The sequence below is a fragment of the Streptococcus mutans genome, assembly GCF_006739205.1.
GTDB classification, from domain to species: Bacteria; Bacillota; Bacilli; order Lactobacillales; family Streptococcaceae; genus Streptococcus; species Streptococcus mutans.
In genome coordinates this window covers 1,486,082-1,510,600 of record NZ_AP019720.1, presented here as the reverse complement: position 1 = coordinate 1,510,600, position 24,519 = coordinate 1,486,082, and the positions used below count along the sequence as shown (strand labels likewise).

25 protein-coding genes, 1 pseudogene and 1 riboswitch are annotated in these 24,519 nt (G+C 36.3%); of the genes and pseudogenes, 18 read left to right on the top strand and 8 right to left on the bottom strand.

Annotation, left to right across the window (positions count from 1 at the left end; all coding sequences use genetic code 11):
* The 3 genes from lrgA to lytS all read right to left on the bottom strand — a co-directional run bounded on the left by lrgA (position 1) and on the right by lytS (position 3,101).
* Positions 1-468: a holin-like protein LrgA gene (lrgA, locus tag FNL60_RS07640; protein ID WP_002270862.1), complete on the bottom strand. Its 468-nt coding sequence runs from the start codon at positions 466-468 to the stop codon at positions 1-3.
* A gap of 175 nt (positions 469-643) precedes the next feature.
* Entirely contained in the window at positions 644-1,378 is a 735-nt protein-coding gene (gene lytR / locus FNL60_RS07635) for a two-component system response regulator LytR (protein ID WP_002262110.1), read from the bottom strand.
* The gene (lytS, locus tag FNL60_RS07630; RefSeq protein WP_002267218.1) at positions 1,359-3,101 is read right to left on the bottom strand and encodes a two-component system sensor histidine kinase LytS; all 1,743 of its coding nucleotides are present in this window, start codon (positions 3,099-3,101) and stop codon (positions 1,359-1,361) included. The genes lytR and lytS overlap by 20 nt, the downstream gene beginning before the upstream one ends.
* A gap of 442 nt (positions 3,102-3,543) precedes the next feature.
* Between lytS and xseA the strand changes: the two genes are divergently transcribed.
* From xseA to FNL60_RS07580, 10 genes are all read left to right on the top strand, one after another.
* A complete protein-coding gene (gene xseA, locus FNL60_RS07625; RefSeq protein ID WP_002264710.1) occupies positions 3,544-4,887 on the top strand; it encodes an exodeoxyribonuclease VII large subunit in 1,344 nt (447 codons plus the stop codon).
* A complete protein-coding gene (locus FNL60_RS07620; protein ID WP_002262107.1) occupies positions 4,862-5,083 on the top strand; it encodes an exodeoxyribonuclease VII small subunit in 222 nt (73 codons plus the stop codon). Before xseA ends, FNL60_RS07620 begins: the two co-directional genes overlap by 26 nt.
* Entirely contained in the window at positions 5,080-5,949 is an 870-nt protein-coding gene (locus FNL60_RS07615; protein ID WP_002280391.1) for a polyprenyl synthetase family protein, read from the top strand. The genes FNL60_RS07620 and FNL60_RS07615 overlap by 4 nt, the downstream gene beginning before the upstream one ends.
* Entirely contained in the window at positions 5,942-6,769 is an 828-nt protein-coding gene (locus tag FNL60_RS07610; protein WP_002262105.1) for a TlyA family rRNA (cytidine-2'-O)-methyltransferase, read from the top strand. The genes FNL60_RS07615 and FNL60_RS07610 overlap by 8 nt, the downstream gene beginning before the upstream one ends.
* Complete coding sequence (locus FNL60_RS07605; RefSeq protein WP_002264713.1) at positions 6,756-7,220, top strand: arginine repressor; 465 nt, start codon at positions 6,756-6,758, stop codon at positions 7,218-7,220. The genes FNL60_RS07610 and FNL60_RS07605 overlap by 14 nt, the downstream gene beginning before the upstream one ends.
* Positions 7,221-7,236: 16 nt before the next feature.
* Entirely contained in the window at positions 7,237-8,895 is a 1,659-nt protein-coding gene (gene recN / locus FNL60_RS07600; RefSeq protein WP_002280392.1) for a DNA repair protein RecN, read from the top strand.
* Between the two features lie 224 nt (positions 8,896-9,119).
* Complete coding sequence (locus FNL60_RS07595; protein WP_002268053.1) at positions 9,120-9,959, top strand: DegV family protein; 840 nt, start codon at positions 9,120-9,122, stop codon at positions 9,957-9,959.
* Positions 9,952-10,809, top strand: a complete 858-nt coding sequence (locus tag FNL60_RS07590) for an SGNH/GDSL hydrolase family protein (protein ID WP_002262101.1) — start codon at positions 9,952-9,954, stop codon at positions 10,807-10,809. Before FNL60_RS07595 ends, FNL60_RS07590 begins: the two co-directional genes overlap by 8 nt.
* Entirely contained in the window at positions 10,784-11,383 is a 600-nt protein-coding gene (locus FNL60_RS07585; protein WP_002262100.1) for a YpmS family protein, read from the top strand. Before FNL60_RS07590 ends, FNL60_RS07585 begins: the two co-directional genes overlap by 26 nt.
* A 96-nt stretch (positions 11,384-11,479) precedes the next feature.
* On the top strand, positions 11,480-11,755 hold the full coding sequence (locus FNL60_RS07580; protein WP_002262099.1) for an HU family DNA-binding protein: 276 nt from the start codon (positions 11,480-11,482) through the stop codon (positions 11,753-11,755).
* A 91-nt stretch (positions 11,756-11,846) separates the two neighbouring features.
* Here the strand turns inward: FNL60_RS07580 and FNL60_RS07575 are convergent.
* The 3 genes and pseudogenes from FNL60_RS07575 to FNL60_RS07565 form a co-directional block, all read right to left on the bottom strand.
* Positions 11,847-11,984 (bottom strand): annotated as a pseudogene (locus FNL60_RS07575) (IS3 family transposase); the annotation flags it as partial.
* A gap of 190 nt (positions 11,985-12,174) precedes the next feature.
* Positions 12,175-13,293, bottom strand: a complete 1,119-nt coding sequence (locus tag FNL60_RS07570) for an Acg family FMN-binding oxidoreductase (protein ID WP_002280164.1) — start codon at positions 13,291-13,293, stop codon at positions 12,175-12,177.
* A gap of 6 nt (positions 13,294-13,299) precedes the next feature.
* Positions 13,300-13,941 (bottom strand): TetR/AcrR family transcriptional regulator, encoded by a 642-nt coding sequence (locus FNL60_RS07565; protein ID WP_002263256.1) that lies wholly within the window; start codon positions 13,939-13,941, stop codon positions 13,300-13,302.
* A 262-nt stretch (positions 13,942-14,203) separates the two neighbouring features.
* Here FNL60_RS07565 and FNL60_RS07560 point away from each other — a divergent pair, with 262 nt between their 5' ends.
* On the top strand, positions 14,204-14,680 hold the full coding sequence (locus tag FNL60_RS07560; protein ID WP_002263255.1) for a Fur family transcriptional regulator: 477 nt from the start codon (positions 14,204-14,206) through the stop codon (positions 14,678-14,680).
* 62 nt (positions 14,681-14,742) lie between these two features.
* Positions 14,743-14,898, top strand: coding sequence for a hypothetical protein (locus FNL60_RS07555; protein WP_002263254.1), 156 nt, complete (start codon positions 14,743-14,745; stop codon positions 14,896-14,898).
* Positions 14,899-14,960: 62 nt separating this feature from the next.
* Here the strand turns inward: FNL60_RS07555 and FNL60_RS07550 are convergent, their stop codons facing one another.
* On the bottom strand, positions 14,961-15,896 hold the full coding sequence (locus tag FNL60_RS07550; RefSeq protein WP_002263253.1) for a dihydroorotate oxidase: 936 nt from the start codon (positions 15,894-15,896) through the stop codon (positions 14,961-14,963).
* 217 nt (positions 15,897-16,113) lie between these two features.
* Here FNL60_RS07550 and FNL60_RS07545 point away from each other — a divergent pair, with 217 nt between their 5' ends.
* The 4 genes from FNL60_RS07545 to FNL60_RS07530 all read left to right on the top strand — a co-directional run bounded on the left by FNL60_RS07545 (position 16,114) and on the right by FNL60_RS07530 (position 21,002).
* Positions 16,114-16,806, top strand: coding sequence for a phosphoglycerate mutase (locus FNL60_RS07545; protein WP_002263252.1), 693 nt, complete (start codon positions 16,114-16,116; stop codon positions 16,804-16,806).
* A 246-nt stretch (positions 16,807-17,052) separates the two neighbouring features.
* Positions 17,053-19,131, top strand: a complete 2,079-nt coding sequence (gene pbp2b / locus FNL60_RS07540; protein WP_002269004.1) for a penicillin-binding protein PBP2B — start codon at positions 17,053-17,055, stop codon at positions 19,129-19,131.
* 10 nt (positions 19,132-19,141) lie between these two features.
* Positions 19,142-19,741 (top strand): recombination mediator RecR, encoded by a 600-nt coding sequence (gene recR, locus FNL60_RS07535; protein WP_002264648.1) that lies wholly within the window; start codon positions 19,142-19,144, stop codon positions 19,739-19,741.
* A gap of 211 nt (positions 19,742-19,952) precedes the next feature.
* A complete protein-coding gene (locus FNL60_RS07530; protein WP_002280163.1) occupies positions 19,953-21,002 on the top strand; it encodes a D-alanine--D-alanine ligase in 1,050 nt (349 codons plus the stop codon).
* Between the two features lie 171 nt (positions 21,003-21,173).
* On the opposite strand, the gene FNL60_RS07525 is transcribed toward FNL60_RS07530, so the two are convergent.
* Positions 21,174-21,734: a folate family ECF transporter S component gene (locus tag FNL60_RS07525; RefSeq protein WP_002263248.1), complete on the bottom strand. Its 561-nt coding sequence runs from the start codon at positions 21,732-21,734 to the stop codon at positions 21,174-21,176.
* Between the two features lie 54 nt (positions 21,735-21,788).
* Positions 21,789-21,879, bottom strand: a riboswitch (THF riboswitch).
* 207 nt (positions 21,880-22,086) lie between these two features.
* On the opposite strand from FNL60_RS07525, the gene FNL60_RS07520 reads away from it, so the two are divergent.
* On the top strand, positions 22,087-23,037 hold the full coding sequence (locus FNL60_RS07520) for a bile acid:sodium symporter family protein (RefSeq protein ID WP_002264646.1): 951 nt from the start codon (positions 22,087-22,089) through the stop codon (positions 23,035-23,037).
* A gap of 76 nt (positions 23,038-23,113) precedes the next feature.
* Positions 23,114-24,472 (top strand): UDP-N-acetylmuramoyl-tripeptide--D-alanyl-D-alanine ligase, encoded by a 1,359-nt coding sequence (locus tag FNL60_RS07515; protein ID WP_002269002.1) that lies wholly within the window; start codon positions 23,114-23,116, stop codon positions 24,470-24,472.
* Positions 24,473-24,519: the final 47 nt, after the last annotated feature.

Genomic DNA, 24,519 nt, shown 5'->3' with positions numbered 1-24,519 from the left:
TTATTTTCCCTCTACTTTCTTGCTAAATTTCTTTTCAAAGCTATGAGCAATCCATTTTTCCCACAGACTTGCCACATTCACCTTTTTAATGGACAGAATGATAGAAGTGATATAGGTGACAATGACTAGCATGAGAATGGTCGATAGGCTAATAACAGCGACCAACTGCAATCCTTCAGCTTTGAGAATATTTAAATTGGCTGCTAGGGAAATACCTGATGGGACAAACATAAAGCCAATCATACTAATTAATAAGGAACCCAAGGAATCAACCCATTCAATTTTGATAATATGGCTGCACAAGAGGACATACATGAGAATTAAACCAATAACGGTGGTTGGAATCGGTAAGGCTTTAGGCAATAATTCTGAAATAAGCTGAGAAACGAGCAGAATAGCAGCATAGATAGACATTTGAATAAACATAGGTGCTGATTTTGATTGTGTTACTTTACTAGTGTGTTTCATAATACGAACGACTCCTTCCTTTCTTGACAATGTTATTGTAGCTCATTTTGTGTAAAACGTTTTCAAAATTGTCCCCGATTGCAAAAAAAAGAAGCTGAATTGCAATATCCAACTTCTTAATGCCAATGTAAAATTGTCAAATGAAAATTTTGAGGAGTTAATGAAACTAGTTCATTTATAAGGTCAAATGAGCATTCAATTCTTTCATATAGGAACGCCCGACTGGGAATTTTTCACCATTGACCATCACCAGTAAGAGCGTATGGTTAAACCAAGGCTGAATTTCCTGAATCATTTCCAGATTAACAACTGTATTGCGATGAATCTGCAGGAAATAATTGGTCTTGGCGCGAGTTTTAAACCAATTCAATGTTTTCTTGATGGTGTAGCTCGTGTTTTTGGTACTGACGGTCAGTTCTCCATCTTCAATGCTAGCGGCCACAATGTCTGGCATCTTAAGGACAATGCTTCTATCTGCTAAAGTCAGTGTTAACAGTTCCATACCTTTCTTTTCTGTCGTAGCTGTTTCATCTATTGTAGATAAGTGTTGTATTTTCTTAACTTTAGCCAAAGCTTTATCCACACGCCCCTGCTCAAAAGGCTTCAAAATATAGTCAGCAGCATTGCTTTCAAAAGCTTTAACGGCATAATGATCATAGGCTGTCGCAAAGACGACAAGTGGAGGATGTGCCAATTGCTCTAATTGGTTGGCCAAGGTAAAACCATTTTCCTCGCTGAGTGAAATATCAAGAAAAATTAAATCAATCTGCTGGCGAAAGAGAATTTTTTCAGCACTGCTAATATCTTCAGCTTCAAAAATATCAGGATGATCAAGTTCCTTACTCTGCTGAATTAAAAAAGTTAACTCTTGTCTTGCCAACATTTCATCATCAAGAATTAAAATGTTCATCTTTATCTCCTTTTTGATAAGGAATCTCATACCAGACGGTTGTTCCTTGATCTGTACTGTCAAAGTGTAACTGACTAGCACTGCCATAAAGTAAATTTAGGCGATTGTTTAAATTAACAAGGGCTGTTCCTGTTCCCTTGCTTTCAGATACAGTTTCCTGTCCTAATTTGTCAATCATATTAGGAGAAATACCCTGACCATTATCGCTAACGGCCACCTTGTAAAACTCTCCCTGATCTGTTATGGAAATACAAATATGATTGTCTTTCTTGCGTTCTTTAAAAGCATGACGTACTGCATTTTCAACCAAAACCTGCAAACCAAAAGGAGGCAGGGTCATTTTAGTTGAAACAGTAATATGATAATTCAGTTGATATTTATCAGGAAAGCGCAGCTTTTCAAGATTCATATAAGCATCAACGTGCGCTTTTTCCTGTTCTAAAGTGATTTCTCTATCTTGTCCGCCTTGTAAACTGGTTCGGAAAAAAGTACTTAATTGCATGAGAGCATATCGAGCTTTGTTGGCATCAAGACGAATCAAAGCACTGATGGTGTTTATGGCATTGAAGAAGAAATGAGGATTAATCTGGGACTGCAAGGCCTTGATTTCTGCAATATTAGCCAACTTATTTTGTTCCTCGGCAATACCGATGGCCAATTGTCCAGAAAAAATTTGTGCGAGACCTAGGGCAAGATTTTCTTCGACTTCGGTCATCTTCTTATCACCAGAAAAGTACATTTTTAAGGCCCCAACTGTCTCATTATTGATCTTGAGCGGAACGACGATGGCTGAATTGAGGAGACAGCTTTGGTCTGGACAGGCAATGGCTGTTTTATCTAAGGCAATTTGTGGCTGACCGTTTAAAATAACACTTTTTGAGAGATCTGTTTTGACCGCTTGTCCGGCAATATGATGATCTTGACCAACGCCGATATGAGCTAGGACATTGGTTCGATCAGTCAGACCAACGGCATCAAAATTAGTATGCTGCTTAATGATATTACACACTTTAGTAGCTGATTGCTGACTCAGTCCCTGTCTTAAATAAGGCAGGGTTTGCTGCGTCAAATCTAAAACATCCCGAGTCTGAACAGCTCTCAGCTGTCTTTCATTGGATAAGTAGGTCTTGAGAATAGCTAGAAATAAGGTCGAACCTAGACTGTTAAGCAACATCATAGGAATGAAAATCAGTTTAACCAAATCCCAGCCAGTAAAGAAACCGACAAAGAGCATTTGAATACTTTCAGCAATAATACTGATAACAATGACCTGCGAAGTAGATGGATAAAGGTTGTTAGTTTTTAATTGATCACCCAGTCGACCACTAATATATCCTACCAAAGCAGAACTGACAATGTAAAAAGCACCAGAAAAATTCCCTTGGAAGAAACGATGGACACCACCAATGAAACCCACAACAGTTCCAACTAAAGGACCGCCGACTAAGCTAGCCGTTGTGATAACCAAAGTTCTCGTATTAGCTAGAGAATCTGAATGAGAAATAGTCGTTAGAATAGGACGTTCCACCAAACTTTTATCGCTAGTGATTTCAATTCCTGTCATATTGGAAATGATGACGAAAATACCAAAAATGATAATAAGAACCAGCTTTTCACGCTTAGAACGTTCTTCAATCAACTGTCGAAAATAGCTGTTATTGACTAGTAAAAATGCCAGAATCATGATAATACCAAGTCTCTGAAATAATAATATCATTAACATATTGTGCTTCTCCTATTATTGAAATCTAATACGGACAGTTACTTATTAGCAAAAAAAGCTCTTTTTCGAAATATTTTTTTGATGACGTCTGTTTCTAGTTTTCTATTGTAAACGTTTTATTTTAGATTTTCAAGCTTGCTTATTTTTAAAAGTTACTGGTTAGATTGCCATGAAAAGGTTAGGTTGTATATATCATCAATTTATATTTTTCTGTCATTCTCCATTCTTATGAGGAGATAAATGAACTGCTGCTCTCATTTTTCTATTTCAAAAGGAAGTATAAATTTTCATTTTTTGGTATAATAATAACAGCTATATTAACGGAAAAGGAGCCAAGATAAAGACAGGCGAAAGATCAAGAAAAACGGTCATTTGTTTTAGACTTTGGAACAGGATTCCAAGAATACCTTTTTCCTTTGTCTTTGGTCTTTATATGATATTTATGTCAGATTATTTATCAGTATCCTCTTTAACCAAATATTTAAAATTAAAATTTGATCGCGATCCTTATTTGGAACGAGTTTATCTGACAGGTCAGGTTTCTAATTTCAGAAGACGTCCCAATCATCAGTATTTCTCCCTTAAAGATGAGAAAGCTGTCATTCAGGCGACCATGTGGAGCGGTATTTATAGGAAATTGGGCTTTGAGCTCGAAGAAGGCATGAAAATCAATGTTATTGGTCGTGTGCAACTGTATGAACCTAGTGGTTCTTATTCCATCATCATTGAAAAGGCAGAGCCAGATGGTATCGGTGCACTGGCTATTCAGTTTGAACAACTTAAGAAAAAACTGGCTGAGGCTGGCTATTTTGACGATAGGCATAAACAAAGACTGTCGCAGTTTGTTAAAAAGATTGGTGTTGTCACCAGTCCTAGTGGAGCGGTTATTAGAGATATTATCACAACAGTCTCGCGTCGTTTTCCCGGTGTAGATATTTTACTTTTTCCAACTAAAGTTCAAGGTGAAGGGGCAGCACAGGAAGTGGCTGACAACATTCGTTTGGCTAATGAACGTACTGATTTAGACCTGCTCATTGTTGGTCGTGGTGGGGGTTCTATTGAAGATCTCTGGGCTTTTAATGAGGAGATTGTAGTGCAGGCCATTTTTGAATCGCATCTGCCCATTATTTCCAGCGTTGGACATGAGACGGATACAACCTTGGCTGATTTTGCGGCAGATCGCAGAGCAGCAACGCCAACAGCAGCAGCTGAATTGGCAACACCTGTGACCAAGGCTGATTTATTAGCTTTTCTTAAAGAAAGACAGATGAGATCTTATCAGACTGTTATGCGTCTGATTAGACAAAAGGATGAACAAGTTAAGAAACTGCAAAGATCAGTTATTTTCAGACAGCCTGAAAGACTCTATGATGCTTATGTTCAAAAATTGGATCATTTAAGAACACATTTGTTGACCAAGGTGCGGCAGGTTTATGATGTTTATGATAGCAAGGAACATTTGCTGAGACAAAGATTGTTGTCCCTTAATTTATCAGGGTGTATTCAGCGCTATCAAGCACAATTAAAACAAGATCAGCGTTTATTGTTAAGCCACATGAGCAGCCAATATGATAGTAAATTAGCCCGTTTTGAAAAAGCACAAGATGCGCTTTTGTCACTGGATACGACTCGGATTGTGGCGCGTGGCTATGCTATTGTTCAAAAAGATAATCACATTATTCAATCAACCCAACAGATCAAAAAAGGAGATCGCTTGCATCTTGAAATGAAAGATGGGCAGGTCCAAGTGGAGGTAGAAAATGTCAAACAAGAAGAAAACATTTGAAGAAAATTTACAGGATTTAGAAGAAATTGTGAACCAGTTAGAAACCGGTGAAATTCCTCTTGAAGAAGCTATTACTCAATTCCAAAAAGGAATGGCGCTTTCTAAAGATTTGCAGAAAACCTTGGAGTCTGCTGAAAAGACCTTGGTCAAAGTCATGCAGGCTGATGGCAGTGAAGCAGAAATGGACGAATTGTGAAAGATAAGATTAAATACATTAATCAGGCTATTAGGCATTATTATGCGCAAACTCATGTGTCTCAGGATTTGGTTGAAGCGGTCTTGTATTCTGTTGCTGCAGGCGGTAAACGGATTCGTCCTCTCTTACTATTGGAAATCTTGCAAGGCTTTGGTTTGGTACTTACAGAAGCTCACTATCAGGTGGCAGCAAGTCTAGAGATGATTCATACCGGCAGCCTCGTTCATGATGACCTGCCTGCTATGGATAATGATGATTATAGGCGGGGACAGCTGACCAATCATAAGAAATTTGGTGAAGCGACAGCCATCTTGGCAGGTGACAGTCTTTTTCTAGACCCTTTTGGTTTGCTGGCCAAGGCGGACTTAAGGGCTGATATCAAGATAAAGTTAGTAGCAGAATTGTCAGATGCTGCAGGAAGCTATGGTATGGTCGGTGGGCAAATGTTGGATATTAAGGGTGAACATGTTCAACTCAATTTAGACCAACTGGCTCAAATTCATGCCAATAAGACAGGAAAACTCTTGACTTTTCCTTTTGTAGCCGCAGGAATAATAGCAGAATTATCAGAAAAAGCCCTTGCTCGGCTCCGTCAGGTGGGTGAATTAGTTGGTTTGGCTTTTCAAGTACGTGATGATATTTTAGATGTGACAGCTAGTTTTTCAGAACTTGGTAAGACCCCACAAAAGGATATCGAAGCTGATAAATCAACCTATCCCAGTCTTTTGGGCTTGGACAAGTCCTATGCCATTTTGGAAGATTCTCTCAATCAAGCGCAAGTTATTTTCCAAAAATTAGCTTTAGAGGAACAATTTAATGCTACTGGAATTGAAACAATAATAGAAAGGTTGCGTCTCCATGCCTAAGGAAAGAGTGGATGTTCTAGCCTATAAACAAGGACTGTTTAACACAAGAGAACAAGCCAAGCGAGGTGTTATGGCAGGTTTGGTTGTCAATGTCATCAATGGAGAACGTTATGATAAACCCGGCGAGAAAATTGATGAAGCGACTGAGTTAAAGTTAAAGGGAGACAAATTAAAATATGTCAGTCGCGGCGGTTTGAAATTGGAAAAAGCATTAAAAGTTTTTGTCATTTCAGTAGATGGACAGATAACTTTGGACATTGGCGCTTCAACGGGTGGTTTTACAGACGTCATGCTGCAAAATGGTGCTCAATTAGTCTATGCTGTTGATGTTGGAACCAATCAGTTGGTGTGGAAATTACGTCAAGACGAACGCGTCTGCAGCATGGAACAGTACAATTTCCGCTATGCAGAGCCTAGCGATTTTGAACGAGGACAGCCAACTTTTGCTTCCATTGATGTGAGTTTTATTTCACTCAATTTAATATTACCAGCCTTATCTAAGATTTTAACAGATGGTGGTCAAGTTGTTGCTTTAATTAAACCGCAGTTTGAGGCAGGTCGTGAACAGATTGGTAAACATGGTATTGTTAAGGACAAGTCAGTCCACGAAACTGTTTTGGAGACAGTAACAACTTTTGCGACAAATTACGGATTCACAGTTAAAGAACTTGATTTTTCTCCCATTCAGGGCGGTCATGGTAATATTGAATTTTTAGCCTACTTAGAAAAATCAGCTCAAGCCCAAAATCAAGTCTTGACTAAGATTAAATCGATTGTTGAACAAGCACATAAGGAATTTAAAAAGAATGAAGAAACGTGAACGATTAGAATTAATTAAAAAAATTGTTTTAGAAAATGAAATTGAAACACAAAAAGAATTGGTCAAACTTTTAGAGAACGAAGGCTTACAAGCAACGCAAGCGACAATTTCCCGTGATATTAATGAGGTCGGTATCATTAAAGTACCAGCTTCAAATGGTCGCTATATTTATGGCCTTTCTAAGGAAATAAGCAAAAAAGAAGAGTCAACACCAAAACCAGCTGAAAAAGCAGTTAAGTTTATTTCAGATCAGGTGGCAGGTTTAGAGCATCTCATTCATATTGATGTTGTTCCTGGAAATAGCTATTTATTGAAACGTTTTTTACTAGAGAGATTTGAAGGACTTATTTTTAGCTTGCTGGCAGATGATGACAGTTTGCTTTTGATTGTTAAAAATGCTAAAGATAGTGATAGAATTCGTCAAGAAATCAAATCTTGGATGGCCAATTAAATCATAAGGAGTGGGTATGCTTTTAGAAATTGCCATTAAAAATTTTGCTATTATTGAAGAAATCTCACTCAATTTTGAAAAGGGAATGACTGTTCTGACCGGTGAAACAGGTGCAGGGAAGTCTATTGTCATTGATGCCATGAATATGATGCTAGGCAGTAGAGCCAGCATAGATGTTATTCGTCATGGCAGTCCTAAAGCAGAGATTGAGGGTTTTTTCTCTGTGGATAAAAATCCTTCTTTAGAGCAGTTACTGGCTGATCAGGGAATTGCTTTTTCAGATGAGCTAATCATTCGCCGTGAGATTTTACAAAATGGGCGCAGTATTAGTCGTATCAATGGTCAAATGGTTAATCTGGCAACTCTGCGTGCCGTTGGGCAGTATTTAGTTGATATTCATGGACAGCATGATCAAGAAGAACTGATGCGGCCGCAAAAGCATATTCAGTTGTTGGATGAATTTGGTGATGAGGTATTTCAGGTAAGCAAGCAGCATTATCAGGACTTATTTGATCGCTATCGGAACTTACGTAAGCGCGTCTTGAATAAACGTAAGAATGAGCAAGAACATCAAGCACGTATTGAAATGCTGGAGTATCAGATAGGAGAGATTGAAGCAGCAAACTTACAATCTGGTGAGGATACCAAGCTCTTAAAACAACGTGATAAACTTATGAATCATAAGCTTATTGTTGATACCTTAACCAATGCTTATGTTTTACTTGATAATGAAGATTTTTCGAGTTTGACCAATGTTCGTTCAGCTATGAATGATTTGCAGAGTTTGGAAGAATATGATGCTGAGTACAAGGATTTATCCAATAATCTCAGCGAATCTTACTATATTTTAGAAGATGTTAGCAAACGTCTAGAGACCATACTGGATCATATGGATTTTGATGCCAATACTTTGGTTAAACTTGAAGCACGTCTTGATGTTATCAACACCATCACGCGTAAGTATGGTGGTTCAGTTGATGATGTTTTGGCTTATTTTGACAATATCAGTAAGGAATACAATCATTTGACGGGAAATGACCTTGCTTTTGATGATATGGAAAGAGAACTAAAAGTTTTGGAGCGCTCACTATTAGAAGCAGCAGCTCAATTGAGTCAAAAACGCCATGCCATTGCGGAAACCTTGTCTCAGGAGATTAAGCAGGAACTAAAAGATCTCTACATGGATAAGGCTGATTTTAAAGTTGTTTTTACTAAAGGAAAATTTAATCGCGAGGGAAATGAAACAGTCGCTTTTCATATTTCGACTAATCCTGGCGAAGACTTTAAGCCTTTGGTCAAAGTCGCTTCTGGTGGAGAGCTGTCTCGCCTCATGTTAGCCATTAAGTCAGCTTTTTCACGTCGTGAAGATAAGACTAGCATTGTTTTTGATGAAGTTGATACAGGTGTTTCAGGACGTGTCGCGCAGGCTATTGCTCAAAAAATTTACAAAATAGGCAATCACGGTCAAGTTTTAGCTATTTCCCATATCCCGCAAGTCATTGCCATCAGTGATTATCAGTACTTTATTGAAAAACAAAGCAGCAAAGCCACAACTGTCTCAACGGTTCGCCTTTTAAATCAAGAGGAAAGAATTGAAGAAATCGCTAAGATGTTGGCAGGGGATAATGTGACCCAAGCTGCGCGCCAGCAAGCTAAAGAACTATTAAAAAAATAAGAGATTGGTATAGAAAGTATTTTAATAAATATGCTCTTACTTCAATCTTTTTGTTTTGATTTGGACTATTGCTTCTAGTAGAAAACTATTTTAAACTATCTTAAAGTTTAACAGCAAAGTAATTTTAATCCTTTCTGTCTTTTAAAATTTTCCCTAAATCTTGATTATTTGGTATAATAACAATACTAATATAAATTTAGAAAAGAAATGAAGCAGGATAAGAAATGAGTAAAATTAAAATTGTAACTGATTCTTCTATTACAATCGAGCCCGATTTAGTTGAAGCATTGGATATCACTGTTGTTCCTTTAACCGTTATGGTTGACGGCATTGTTTATTCTGATAACGATCTTAAGGAAGATGGGAAATTTCTTTCTTTAATGCGAAACAGTAAGTCACTCCCTAAAACAAGCCAACCACCTGTTGGTCTGTTCGCAGAAACTTATGAAAAGCTTATTAAAGAGGGGGCGGAACAAATTGTTGCTATTCATATTACCCATTCCTTATCTGGAACACTTGAGGCCTCACGTCAAGGAGCTAATATTGCTGGAGCAGATGTCACTGTATTAGACTCTTCCTTTACAGATCAAGCCATGAAATTTCAAGTTATTGCGGCTGCTAAACTAGCTCAAAAGGGTAGCAGTCTAGAAGAAATTTTGGCAAGGGTTGAAGAAGTAAAAAAGAAAACCGAACTTTTTATTGGTGTCTCAACCTTAGAAAATCTGGTTAAAGGTGGACGAATTGGCCGTGTGACAGGCTTAATCAGTTCTCTTCTCAATATCAGAGTTGTTATGGAACTGAAAAACCATGCTCTTAATCCTATTGCGAAAGGACGCGGTAATAAAACGTTTAACAAGTGGCTGGATAATTTGATTGCGACTATCAAAGACCGCAAAATTGCTGAGATCGGCATTTCCTATGCTGGGACTTCAGATTTTGCTAATGGTCTTAAAGACAAGTTACAAGCTTATGTTGAGAAAGATATTGCTGTTTTAGAAACGGGGTCAATTATTCAGACTCATACAGGTGAAGGTGCTTTTGCAGTAATGGTGCATTATGAGTAAAAAAATTCCTAAAGGACCTGCTTTCTTTCTTGCAAATCTTCTTATTTTTAGCTTATTATTTTATTTTTTTATTCCAACAGCGAAGTTATCTTTTAAAAATAGCGATCAGAAATCTTCATTAAACAAATCCAAAGCGACATCTTTTCACTATATTGCTATCGGTGACTCTTTGACACAAGGAGTCGGTGATACGACTGATCAAGGCGGCTTTATTCCCCTTTTATCGCAAGAGTTGAAATCAAATTATCACTATAATGTTTTAAGCAGTAATTATGGTGTTTCAGGCAATACAAGCCAGCAAATTTTGATACGGATGCGAAAAGAGAGAAAAATTCAAAAAAGTTTGAATAAGGCTAATTTAATGACCTTAACAGTTGGTGGAAATGATGTTATGACTGTTGTTCGAAAGGGATTAACAAACTTAAAAGTATCTTCTTTTAGGCAGCCAGCTAAAACTTATCAGAAGCATTTGCGAAAAATTATCCAGATGGCTAGAAGAAGGAATAAGGATCTCCCCATTTATATCATTGGTATTTACAATCCTTATTATTTAAATTTCCCTAATATGACGCAAATGCAGGATATTATTGACAATTGGAATAAGGGAACGCAAAAGGTTGTCGCAGAGTATAGAAACGTTTATTTTGTTCCCATAAACGATTTACTTTATAAAGGTGTTAATGGGGAGCAAAAGGCTGTTGGAACATCTGACAGTGAGGCAGAGTCAGGAGAAGTAACCAATGATGCCCTTTCTGAAGGAGATCGTTTCCATCCTAATAATGTTGGTTATCAAATCATGTCAAAAGCAATAATGGAGAAAATCAGTGAAACAAAGAAGAACTGGAAATAAAAAAAATTGGTGGAAATGGGCTTTTCTGCTTTTATTAGCACTCAATATTGCTTTTTGGGGAGTGATTATCAGTCGTGTTTTGAGCGGTTACCATTCTAATACAATAACAAGTCAAACAGTAAAAAATCCTGTTAAGGTTGGAACAATTACGACAACTAAAGAACAATTGAATCAGACCTTGGCAAGTTATTTGAATGATTATCAGTCTAAGGGTATGACCTACAGTGTTCAACTGACTTCAACAAACATTGAATTTCAAGGAACTTATAAACTTCTAGGTTATAACGTACCTCTTTATATCTATTTTGAACCTTATCAGTTAAAAAGCGGAGCTGTCCAGCTTAAAGTGACTTCCTTTTCAGTAGGCAATCTTCCTCTGCCAGCATCAGAGGTTCTTAGTTATATTAAATCAAGTTACAAACTGCCAAATTTTGTTGATGTTATTCCAGAGAAGTCTGTTGTTAATATCAATTTGCAAAAGATAGACAATGATGCAGGTATTTATTTAAAGTCAACAGCTATAAATTTGGTTAGTGATGAAATAAACTTTGATATTTTAAAGAAAAAACGTTAAAATGGCATTAAATACTTGACCTATCTAAGTTTTTTAGGTAAGATAGAACCTGTTAAAGCCTATAAAGGCTTATAAAAATATTGGAGGATTTGTTAAATGGCTAACAAACAAGATTTGATTGCAAAAGTAGCAGAAGCTACTGAATTGACTAAGAAAGATTCAGCTGCAGCAGTAGACGCTGTCTTCTCAGCAGTATCATCTTACCTTGCAAAGGGTGAAAAAGTACAACTTATTGGTTTTGGTAACTTTGAAGTTCGCGAACGTGCAGCACGCAAAGGTCGCAACCCTCAAACAGGTGAAGAAATCAAAATCAAAGCTTCTAAAGTTCCAGCATTCAAAGCTGGTAAAGCTCTTAAAGACGCTGTAAAATAAGATTTTGGCAAATGTACTTTTCTAAAATTTAATCTTTAGATTTTAGAGTGTACAAACGTTTCTGTACTGACCCAAAAAGTTGGACAAGAAATTATTGAAGGGATTTAGTCCTGTATTGCACAGGGCTGAGTCCTTTTAGTTTTGTCTTGATTCGTTTCTTGTTGTAGTCAAAAATGTAGTTAGTGATGGCTTTTTCAAGTTTGTCGAGCGATTTGAAAGACTTTTCATATACGTTAATTTCATCAAAAAACACCCCAATTGTTAGATTTTCTGCCCAACTTTTAGGGTGCAGGTCAGTTTGCTATGGTCTTTTTAATGTTCTATTAGCATGTTTTCTTTTACAGTGAGTGCTACCATAATACTTGTTTGCTACTTCCCGTTCTAGCTGTGTCATATAGCTAAGTTATAATAATAGCAGATTATTTTTTCACAGTAATATAATCTTTTAAATTTCGACGAGGACCAACATTTTTACCATAACTGTTAACATAACCTACTCGTAAAATTAATTGAACAGGTTGTGATTTACCTAAATTCTGCTGCAACTTTTGATTATAGGAGGGAATTTCAATCATGGCACTAATCGGTTGAACTGCAATGTTATTTCTAACACAATCATACCAGAAAGCTTGCGATTTTTCACCAACAGCAATCCATTTAGAAATATTCTGTTCACCTGTAATTACAAAAAAACCTGCGCAGTTCTCTACTTGATTAATTAAAGTGTTCTTACTCTGTTTGACAAAATTATTACTCGTGGCATTCTTATGATTACTTGTTAGATAATAAAAGGTTTTAATTATAGGATTTAACCCTAACATATCACCAGAGATACCATCTTGTTTTTTCTTAGCTTCCTGATTAGAAAAACGCAACCATTTTCCCTGTTCTTTTAAAAAATCTTGACTTTTATACTGTTTAGCAGCCGCCGCGAGACTCCCTTTTTGTAGATATTTAAATGTTTTACTTCCCTTAGCATAGTAGTAAACATTATCATATTTTTTAATTAAACTTGAAACGACTGTTCTATTAATTGGTTTTTTCTGGAATTTTCTTTTATCAGTATGACGTTTTTGGATGATATCCAATTGTTTATTGTTAATTTTATTATTTTTTAGTTTTTGATAATTTATCAATACAACTTGATATTTGTTTTCTTTAGAAGGAGCAATATTAGAAATGCTAACATTATATCCATAAGCTTCGAATGATTTTTTTAGAGATTGAATATAACAACCAATTGAAATATAAAGTTCTCGATTATTTGGGTCAACGACATTTAAAGAACGCTTATTATTTAGAAAACCCCCTAATCTCTTTTGCTTAGGATCTAAATTAACTTTCCAACTCTGAGTATTATGGGAATTAGCTGCGAAAGAAGCATAGTATAACGCGTGTTCGATGTCTGAAGAAGTTCTTTCTAATTGAATATTAGTTTGGGTATTAGCGGTTTTTCCAATAGTAAAAATAATGGCTCCTACACTAAAAAGAATAAATAAAAAGGCTGCTATTGTTGTAATAATAACTTTTTTCTTCATGTTCCTTTATCCTTTCTTGTAACATGCTAATAAAGTTAGAAATTCTTCTTCTAAAAAGGTTTTGTTATCAAGACCAAGTAAGCGATAATATTCTTTTTTGTTTTCTGCCATACGAATGATACCCGATAGTGCACTCCAGAAAAAAAGAGTTGATTGGTTAAAATCTAATTCTGTCTGAAGATAGTTTAAGTGAACACCATCTTCAATAAGTGTGTTAATTAACTGATTTATATCTAACCCTAATTGGTAAATATCTCTATATACTTGAGGTGTTTCTTTAGAGGTCATATCAACATTGATATGACCAATCATTCCGTCAAAATATATTGGATAGGTTTCACATAGTTTTTGCAATGCAAAACAAATTTTTAAATAATTTTTCTGCCACTCTTCTTGAGTGCTTGGTTGAATCTGAATAATTTTTTCAATAGTCTCGTAAAGCCATTTGGCATGTTTATAAACTAATGAGAAAAAGATTTCTTCTTTATTTTCAAAATAAACATATAAAGTTGCTTTACTATATCCAGCTAATTTAGCAATATTATCCATTGTTGTATCAGTAATACCTTTACTGATAAAGAGTGTGTTAGCAGCATCTGAAATATTTTTACGATGAATACGAGCAGGTTCCTTTTTTCGTCTCGCCATAAGAGATCCTCTTATAATTAATTAAACTAGCGGTTTAATTAATTATAGTATATTTCTTTCTTTTGTCAATTTTAAACATCTTTGTATTAATTATCCTAGAGATTGTTTGAATGATTTTTAGAGATAAAATTGATAGACAGTTTTTTGCATATTTTTTATCATTTAGGAAAAGTAAAGGCTACTTGATGATGCTAGGCACTAATTTTTCTGTATCTTTAAAAATAGTGTATAATAGAAAAAAAGAATAACGAAGGAGTCAAAAATGGGACTGCATTCTCATAATAATGATCCGAATAAGGATGTTTATGATCATGTATTAACGCATTTAAAAGAAAAGCATATTCGTATTACTAAAACACGAGAAGCTGTTATTTCTTATATGATTAACTCCCGCCGTCATCCGAGTGCAGAACAAATTCATAAGGATCTTCTTCCTCAGTATCCAAGTATGAGTTTAGCAACGGTCTATAATAATTTGAAAGTCCTGATTGATGAAGGCTTTGTTGTTGAATTAAAGCTAAGCAATGATAATACAGCTTATTTTGATTTTATGGGGCATCAGCATTTGCATGTTGTTTGTGAGTCTTGTGGTAAGATTACTGATTTTGTAGACACTGATATTTCTCATATCAAGCAAGAAGCATATAAGCAGACAAATTATGTGATTACGAGAGCACAGCTTTTGATTTATGGTATTTGTCCAGACTGTCAAAGCAAGAAAACTAAAAAAGCCGATTAATTTGCTTATTGATTATCTAGAGAGAAAACTTATCATATGGGAAATAGGAGGTGAGTCATTAAATGAAATTTATTATCATTGTTTTAATAGTGTTTTCTATTGTTAAAATCATTAGTATTATTTGGGTAAGTAAAATAATGAAGCCAAAGCCGATGACTCCAAAAGAAATTGAGGAGTATGATCGCAAGGAAGATCAAAAAGATGGTTTTGATTTTTAAAAAGACCTGACTGAGGAGATTCTCAGTCAGGTCTTTTGGTATACAGAAATAAAAAGATTTCTTTAAGCCATAGCATTCAGCTTACCACGAAAGTCTTCCAAGGTTTCATAACCTTTTTCCGTCATGATGGCTTTTAACTCTTTAGTAATACGTTTGAAAATTTGAGGACCTTCTTGATGAAGAGCTGTCCCGATTTGAACCATGCTGGCGCCACAGAGAATATGTTCGAAAGCATCGCGACCTGTTTTGACACCGCCGGTTCCGATAATTTGGATGGAAGGGTTGAGGCGCTTGTAAAAAGCATGAACATTGGCTAGCGCTGTTGGTTTGACGTAATCGCCACCAATGCCTCCAAAGCCATTTTTTGGTTTAATGACGACCGTTTCATCTTCAATAACTAAGCCGTTTCCAATAGAATTAATACAATTAACAAATGTCAGAGGGTATTTATTGAAAATAGCAGCTGCTTGATCAAAGTGTACAATGTCAAAATAAGGTGGTAACTTGATACCTAGTGGTTTAGTGAAGTAAGTGAAAACTTCTGAAAGGATTTGGTCCGTTGTTTCAAAATCATAGGCGATTTGTGGTTTACCGGGAACATTTGGACAGGAAAGATTGAGTTCCACCAAACCTTGATATTTGCTGGCTTCAACCATCTTAAGAATGGTATGGGTTTCTTCTGGCGACATGCCAACTAGGGATAAAAAGTGATTTTTGCTATCGGGCTGTTTTTGCAATTCTGTGACATAGTCTAAATAATAGTTAATACCTAGATTAGGCAGGCCCATTGAATTAATAGAGCCTAATTTTGTGTCAGCATAGCGGGGTTGAGGGTTTCCTGCACGTTCTTCTAGCGTACCAGTCTTGGTAACAAAAGAACCTGCTTCCGAATGATCAATAGCTGCTAATTCTTCACGTGTCATGCAATAAACCCCTGCAGCATTCATGAGACAATTATCAAAGTCAAAAGAGCCAATTGTTGTATGAGTTGAAACCATGGAACCTCCAAAATAATGAATTTTTTCTATTGTAACACTAGATAAGGTCAACCGCAAGCTCAATTGCCTTTCCTTTTCTTGTTGATTTGAATGATTAACTCCTTTATCTAAGAGATTTCAATCTTTTTAGAAAATTTAGTAGATTTTTTCATGATATTTTTGTAAAATAAAACAGTAAACTATTTGACCTGTCGTCAAGAATAAAAGGAGAATTTTAATGGTAAAATTAGTATTTGCTCGTCATGGTGAATCAGAATGGAACAAGGCTAACCTTTTTACTGGCTGGGCTGATGTTGACCTTTCAGAAGAAGGAACGCAACAAGCAATTGATGCCGGCAAACTCATTAAAGAAGCAGACATCAAATTTGACCTTGCTTTCACATCAGTTTTGACACGTGCAATCAAGACAACTAATTTGGCGCTTGAATATTCTGATCAACTTTGGGTACCAGTTGAAAAGTCATGGCGTTTGAATGAACGTCACTATGGTGGCTTGACTGGTAAAAATAAAGCTGAAGCTGCTGAAAAATTTGGAGACGAACAAGTTCACATTTGGCGTCGCTCATATGATGTATTGCCGCCAGCTATGGCCAAAGACGATCCATACTCAGCACACACTGACCGTCGTTATGCAAATCTTGATGATACTGTTATTCCAGATGCAGAAAACTTAAAAGTCACCTTAGAACGTGCTCTTCCATACTGGGAAGATAAAATTGCTCCAGCTCTTAAAGATGGAAAAAATGTATTTGTTGGAGCACATGGTAACTCTATCCGTGCTCTTGTAAAACATATCAAACAATTGTCAGATGATGACATTATGGGTGTTGAAATTCCAAACTTCCCACCATTAGTTTTTGAATTTGACGAAAATTTAAATGTCACTGCTGAATACTATCTTGGTAAATAAGAGAATAATAATTGTTTAAAAGTCTTATTGTTTGATTATAGAAGAAATGGGGAAAATTAAAGATTAAGGGCTGATTTTCTTCTTTGATAATAGTGATTTGAGAGGTTAGGATTTTGTTATCCCGACCTCTTTTTTCTTGTTTTCATAACATTTTGTTAATTTTTGCACAGATTTAACGAAAATATCACAAGTTTTTGTTTAAATTGTGATAAAATAAAAGACGTAGTTTCATAAATAGGAGGAAAAATGGTATCCCAAAAAAATAAATCTAAAAAGGGTCAATCTAAAACGTTTACCTTAATTTCAAATAGAATTAATCTCCTATTTTTTTTGATTGTCGCTTTGTTTACTGTTTTGCTTTTGAGGTTAGCTCAGATGCAGCTTTATGATGCAAAGTTTTACAAATCTAAATTGACAGAGTCAACAACATATACTATAAAAACCTCCAGCCCTCGCGGACAAATTTATGACGCTAAAGGGGTGGCTTTAGTTGAAAACGAGGTTAAAGAGGTTGTTGCCTTTACAAGAAGCAATACCATGACTGCCAAGGATATTAAAGCAAATGCAAAAAAGTTAGCAGATATGGTGACTTTAACTGAATCTAAGGTAACCAAACGTCAGAAAAAAGATTACTATCTGGCAGATCCAAAAAATTATCAAAAAATCGTTAAAAAATTACCAAATAATAAAAAATATGATAACTTTGGAAATAACCTAACGGAATCGAAGATCTATGCAAATGCTGTTAAAGCAGTTCCAAACAGTGCTATTGATTATTCTGAAGATGAGAAAAAAATCATTCATATTTTCAGCCAGATGAATGCAACCTCTGTTTTTAATACAGCTTCGTTAACAACAGGAGATTTAACAGCTGAGCAAATTGCAGTATTGGCTACAAGCAAATCAGATTTAAAGGGAATCTCTGTTAAGACTGACTGGGAACGTAAAACAGATAAAAATTCCATTACTTCTATTATCGGTAAAGTTTCCAGTCAAAAAACCGGTCTGCCTGCTGAAGAAGCCAATAACTATGTTAAAAAAGGTTATTCTCTGAATGACCGCGTTGGAACATCTTATCTTGAAAAGCAATATGAAAACGATTTGCAAGGTAGTCGTACTGTTCAAGCAATCAAGGTTAACAAAGAAGGTAAAATTATCAGTGATAAGACCACTGCCAAAGGGACTAAAGGAAAAAATCTTAAGTTGACCCTTGATCTTGAATTTCAAAAGGGTGTTGAACAAATTCTTAACCAATATTTTAATTCTGAATTAGCATCTGGAAATACCAAGTATTCTGAAGGCGTTTATGCTGTTGTTCTTAACCCGAACACAGGTGCAGTTCTTTCTATGGCTGGTTTGGAACATGACCTTAAAACGGGCGAAGTATCTTCTAATGCTCTTGGAGCGGTTACTGAAGTCTTTACTCCGGGTTCCGTTGTTAAAGGAGCGACTTTGACAGCTGGTTGGGAAAACGGTGTCTTATCAGGCAATCAAGTACTCAATGACCAGCCTATTCAATTTGCGGGTTCAAGCCCTATTAACTCTTGGTTTACCAATGGTTTAACTCCTCTTACAGCAAGTCAATCCTTAGAGTATTCTTCTAATACTTATATGGTTCAATTGGCTTTAAAATTAATGGGACAAGATTATCATAGTGGTATGACCTTATCAACAGATGGCTATAAGGAAGCTATGGAGAAATTAAGAGCTACTTATGCTCAATATGGTTTGGGTGTCTCAACAGGAATTGACCTTCCGGGAGAGTCAAAGGGCTATACGCCAGAACATTATGATCCTTCTAATGTTTTAACAGAATCATTTGGGCAGTTTGATAACTATACGGCTATGCAGCTGGCACAATATGCTGCAGCTGTCGCAAATGGTGGCAAACGTATTGCTCCCCATTTGGTTGAAGGTATCTATGATAATAATAAAACAGGCGGTTTAGGAAATCTTGTTCAATCTATTGACACCAAGGTTTTAAATAATGTTTCTATCTCTAGCGATGACATGGGGATTATCAAGGAAGGTTTCTATAATGTTGTTAACGGTGGTAGTTATGCAACAGGGAAGACTCTTGCAAAAGGTGCAAGTGTTCCTATTTCGGCAAAAACAGGGACAGCCGAAGCTTACGTGACAGGAGATGATGGTAAATCTGTTTATACATCCAATTTAAACGTTGTTGCTTATGCACCAAGCAGCAATCCTCAAATTGCTGTAGCTGTTGTCTTGCCACATGAGACAGACCTTCATGGAACCACTAGTCATGCTATTACGAGAGATATTATCAATCTTTATCAAAAGATGTATCCAATGAATCAGTGAGGAAAAAAGAATGCTCTACCCAACGCCTATTGCCAAACTTATTGAGAGTTTCACAAAATTACCGGGTATTGGTATCAAAACAGCGACTCGCTTAGCTTTTTATACAATTGGTATGAGTGATGAAGACGTTAATAACTTTGCTAAAAATCTTCTAGCTGCTAAACGAGAATTGACCTACTGTTTTGTTTGTGGCAATCTGACAGATGATGATCCTTGCAATATTTGTACAGATGAAAGCAGAGACCGCTCAACTGTTTTAGTAGTTGAAGATAGTAAGGATGTTTCTGCAATGGAAAAAATTCAGGAATATCATGGTCTTTATCATGTTTTACACGGCCTGATTTCTCCTATGAATGGTATTGGTCCTGATGATATTAATTTGAAAAGTCTTCTGACACGCCTACGTGATAATAGTGATATTCATGAAGTCATTATCGCAACTAATGCCACAGCAGATGGAGAAGCAACGGCTATGTATATTTCCAGAGTTCTCAAACCTGCTGGTATTACAGTTACACGTTTAGCACGTGGGCTTGCTGTTGGTTCTGACATTGAGTATGCTGATGAAGTAACTCTGCTTCGAGCAATTGAAAACAGGACAGAGTTATAAAGGAGTGGCATTGCATACCTCTTCTTTTTGGTATTTCTTTTTCTATAAAAAACCAATTGGCCGATATTTCCAATTGGTTTTTTCGTTGAATTGGGAAAGCATGATATTTCTTGTAAACTCTAGTCTGCAGCATATCTTTCCAATATTTTTTGAAAATGCTTCCTATTTGTGATATGATTATTAAGAATTATTAGAATAGAAAAGGAATCTTATGTCTAAAGAAACGCTTGTTTTATTATATGGTGGCCGTTCTGCAGAACGCGATGTTTCTGTGCTCTCAGCTGAGAGTGTCATGCGAGCCATAAATTATGACAACTTTTTAGTCAAAACTTATTTCATTACGCAAGCGGGTGACTTTATTAAGACGCAAGAATTTGATAGTCAACCATCAGAAACTGATAAACTGATGACAAATGACACGATTATTGCTTCTCAAAAAATTAAGCCAAGTGATATTTATGAGGAAGAAGCAGTTGTTTTTCCTGTTCTTCATGGGCCTATGGGAGAGGATGGTTCTATTCAGGGCTTTCTTGAAGTTTTAAAAATGCCTTATGTGGGAACCAATATTCTGTCATCTAGTGTAGCTATGGATAAGATTACAACAAAGCAAGTTTTAGAAAGTGCGACTACTATTCCTCAAGTAGCTTATGTTGCTCTTATTGAAGGCGAGCCTTTAGAAAGCAAGTTGGCAGAAGTTGAAGAGAAATTGATTTATCCTGTATTTGTTAAGCCAGCTAATATGGGTTCTAGTGTTGGTATTTCTAAAGCAGAAAATCGCACTGACTTAAAACAAGCTATTGCACTTGCTTTGAAGTATGACAGTCGTGTTTTAATTGAACAAGGTGTGGATGCGCGTGAGATTGAGGTTGGTATTTTAGGAAATACTGATGTTAAAACAACTTTACCGGGAGAGATTGTCAAAGTTGTGGCTTTTTATGATTACGAAGCCAAGTATATTGATAATAAGATCACCATGGCTATTCCGGCAGAAATAGATCCTGTTATCGTTGAAAAAATGCGGGATTATGCTGCAACAGCTTTCCGAACTTTGGGCTGCTGTGGACTTTCTCGCTGTGATTTCTTCCTAACAGAGGATGGGAAAGTTTATTTGAATGAACTCAACACTATGCCCGGCTTTACTCAGTGGTCTATGTATCCTCTTCTTTGGGAAAATATGGGGCTGTCTTATTCAGTTTTGATTGAAGAATTAGTTAGTCTTGCTAAAGAAATGTTTGACAAACGCGAAAGCCATTTGGTTTAAAGATAATAAAGCTCTTGTTTCATGTCTTGTTCCTTAAGAAGAATAGATATGAGGCTAGGGTCTTTTTTCTTGCTTTTTGCAAAGCGTAAATTTGTCTATATTTGATTTTTATTGCCTGAAAATGTTGCTTATGGGCTACAAAAAATCAGAGAGGGATGTCTCTCTGATTAACTATTTAAAATTTGCAAGTTTTCGTAATTCTGGAATCCGCTGCAACTGAGGCATAATTGCCATAGTGACTAGGATCCGAATAGGGATTTCAAAGATTTTTAACCAACGCCCTGCTGCAAATTGTGCCCAAAATGGGACACCATAGTAAATCTGGACGAGCAAGGGAGTGAAGATAAAGCTTCCGATAAGCATAATGATTGCTGTAGCAATAGTAACGTGTAGCCAGTCTTTTTTATTTGTCCAGCTCAGCGATTTTTGATAAAAGAAAAGTCCATAAAATAATCCTTGAACGGCTTCTAGCAGTGTCCACCAGATAATAAAGTTACCTGCACCACTGGATAGGTTGTCCACTATATCCAAAATAGCCAAACTGATGAAGGCCCAGATTGGTCCACCAATCATACCAATCATCACATTAACAATGAAAGTTGGGCTGATAATCAGTTGTTGGGGAATAATGGGGATGGAAAGTTTTCCAATAGCAAAAGCTAAGGCAATCAACATGGCCAGAGTGACCAAGCGCTGCGGACTAAGCTTAGGTGATTTAAACATAGTATTCATTTTTGGCTCCTTAATGTAAAATGGAGCTGTTTAATCAAGCTGGTAGAGCTTGAGAACAGCGGATGCAATGATTCACCGCGCTTATGGCTTCGTTGTGTGACGACATCCCATTCACACACACTTAACGCGAATCATCTACTCTGTGCAAAGCAGGCTTTGCTCTTTTATTTTACCACAAATTTTAATGATTGCTAGAAAAGTTTTGAAAATTCAGGAAATAGTTTTTGAAAATATATTGAAAATTCAAAAATTAAGCGTATAATGAAGTTTAAAAGATGAAGATCTTATTTTCTCTCTTAGTCTTTTGACTTTGGTTAGTAGATATCTCTTTTTATTATTTTAGGAGGCAATGATGGAAAGTTTAACTCAATTTTCAAAAAAACTTAGTAAATGGTTTACACTTGTTGTCGTTATCTGGGCTGTTTTTAATTACTTTTTGCCCACAACTAGTAGCTGGGTTATTCCCAATACGTCTTACTTGTTAGGTATTATTTTGTTCGGAATGGGGCTGACTTTGACTACTGAAGATTTTGTAAGAATCTCCAAACGTCCAGTGCCCGTTGCTTTGGGGACAGTCGCTCACTATGTTATTATGCCGAGCTTGGCTTGGCTGCTCTGCTTGATTTTTCATTTGAAGGGTGCAACAGCAGCAGGAGTCATTTTAGTTGGTTCTTGTCCTAGTGGTACATCGTCTAGTGTTATGGCTTTTCTGTCTGGTGGTGATGTGGCTTTGGATGTATCTATTGAAATTTTATCAACCTTGTTGGCACCTGTAATGCTGCCTTTGCTCTTATCTGTTTTGGCTGGACAATATATTGCAGTGCCAGCGCTCAGCCTCTTTTTATCTACTTTACGAATTGTTGTTGTTCCCATTATTTTAGGGGTGCTGATTCATACCTTTTTTGGCAAGAAAATCGCTGCTGTCATTAAACTAATGCCCTTGATCTCACAGGTCGCTATTCTTTTGATTATTGGTGCTGTTGTTTCAGCTAATCACGCCAATATTTTCACAGCAGCTACAGCCTTAGTGATTCCGGTTGTTATGCTTCATAACCTGTGCGGCTATAGTCTGGGGTATGCTTTTGCCAAATTATTGCATTTAGAAGAACCACAGCAAAAAGCTATTACTTTTGAGGTTGGTATGCAAGACTCTAGTTTGGGGGCAACACTTGCCATGAAATATTTTGTTCCGCAAGCAGCTATTCCTTCAACTATTTTTTCTATTTGGCATAATATTTCTGGTTCCATTCTATCATCTTGGTGGAAAAATCATTCACAATCTCATTTAACAGAAAGAAAGTAAATCCGCTGAGAATCTCTAATTTGTTTATGTTATAATAAAAGAGCGAAAAGCTCTTTTATTTTTTAGGAGAAGCAAAATGAAGTTAACTTTACAAGAGATAGCCTCGGTTGTAGGTGCTCAAAATGATGTCAGTCTTTTTGAAGATCTTACCATCAATGCTATTGAATTTGACAGCCGCCAGATAAAGACAGGTGATTTATTTTTACCTCTGCAGGGTGCGCGTGATGGCCATGAGTTTATTGATACTGCTTTTGCCAATGGTGCTGTTGCTACTTTTTCCGAAAAAAACATAACCAGTGATTATCCCTATATTTTAGTTGTAGATTGCTTGAAAGCTTTTCAGGATTTGGCGCAATACTATTTGGAGAAAATGCGGGTTGATGTTATTGCTGTAACAGGCTCTAATGGAAAAACAACCACAAAGGACATGATAGCAACTATTTTAGCAACTACTTACAAAACTTACAAGACACAAGGTAATTATAATAATGAAATTGGTCTGCCTTATACAGTTTTACACATGCCTGATGATACTGAAAAAATTGTACTTGAAATGGGTCAGGACCATCTCGGTGATATTGCCCTTCTGTCTAATCTTACCCATCCTCACATAGCTGTTGTCACCTTGATTGGTGAAGCTCATTTAGAGTTCTTTGGCAGCCGTGAGAAAATTGCTGAAGGAAAAATGCAAATTACTCAAGGAATGGATGGTCATGGGATTCTTATTGCACCAGCGGATAAAATCATTAATTCATTTTTACCAGAAAAGCAAAAGGTTATTCGCTTTGGAGCTGATGAAGATATTTTTGTGACCGAATTAGAAGAGCATAAAAACTATTTGAACTTTAAAACGAATTTCCTAGATAATGAGATTAAATTGCCAGTAACTGGTAAATATAATGCTACCAATGCTATGATTGCTAGCTATGTTGGAAAACTGCTTAATATCTCTGAAGAAAAGATTATCTCTGCACTGGCTCAGCTCAATCTAACTCGTAATCGAACGGAATGGAAAAAAGCGGCTAACGGTGCAGATATCTTATCTGATGTTTATAATGCTAATCCAACAGCTATGAAACTGATTTTGGAGACTTTCTCCAGCATTCCAGCAAATAATGGTGGTAAAAAAATTGCGGTGCTGGCAGATATGAAAGAATTAGGAGACAGTGAATTAGCCTTACATGCAGCCATGATTGCTAGTCTAGATCCTGCAGTGATAGATCGTATTTTTCTTTTTGGACCACTAATGCAAGCTCTAGCAGATGAAGTCGCCCAAGTTTATTCAGTAGGGAAATGGTATTATTTTGCCCAAGCTGATCAGGTAGATGAGCTCACTGAGCAAATTCAAAAGGTATTAGGCCCTAATGACCAAATACTTCTAAAGGGATCAAATTCCATGAAATTGGCCCAAGTTGTGGAGTGTTTGGAAGGGTAAAATTTTATAGTTCTGAATTGAATGTTCAGAACTATTTTTTGAAAAAG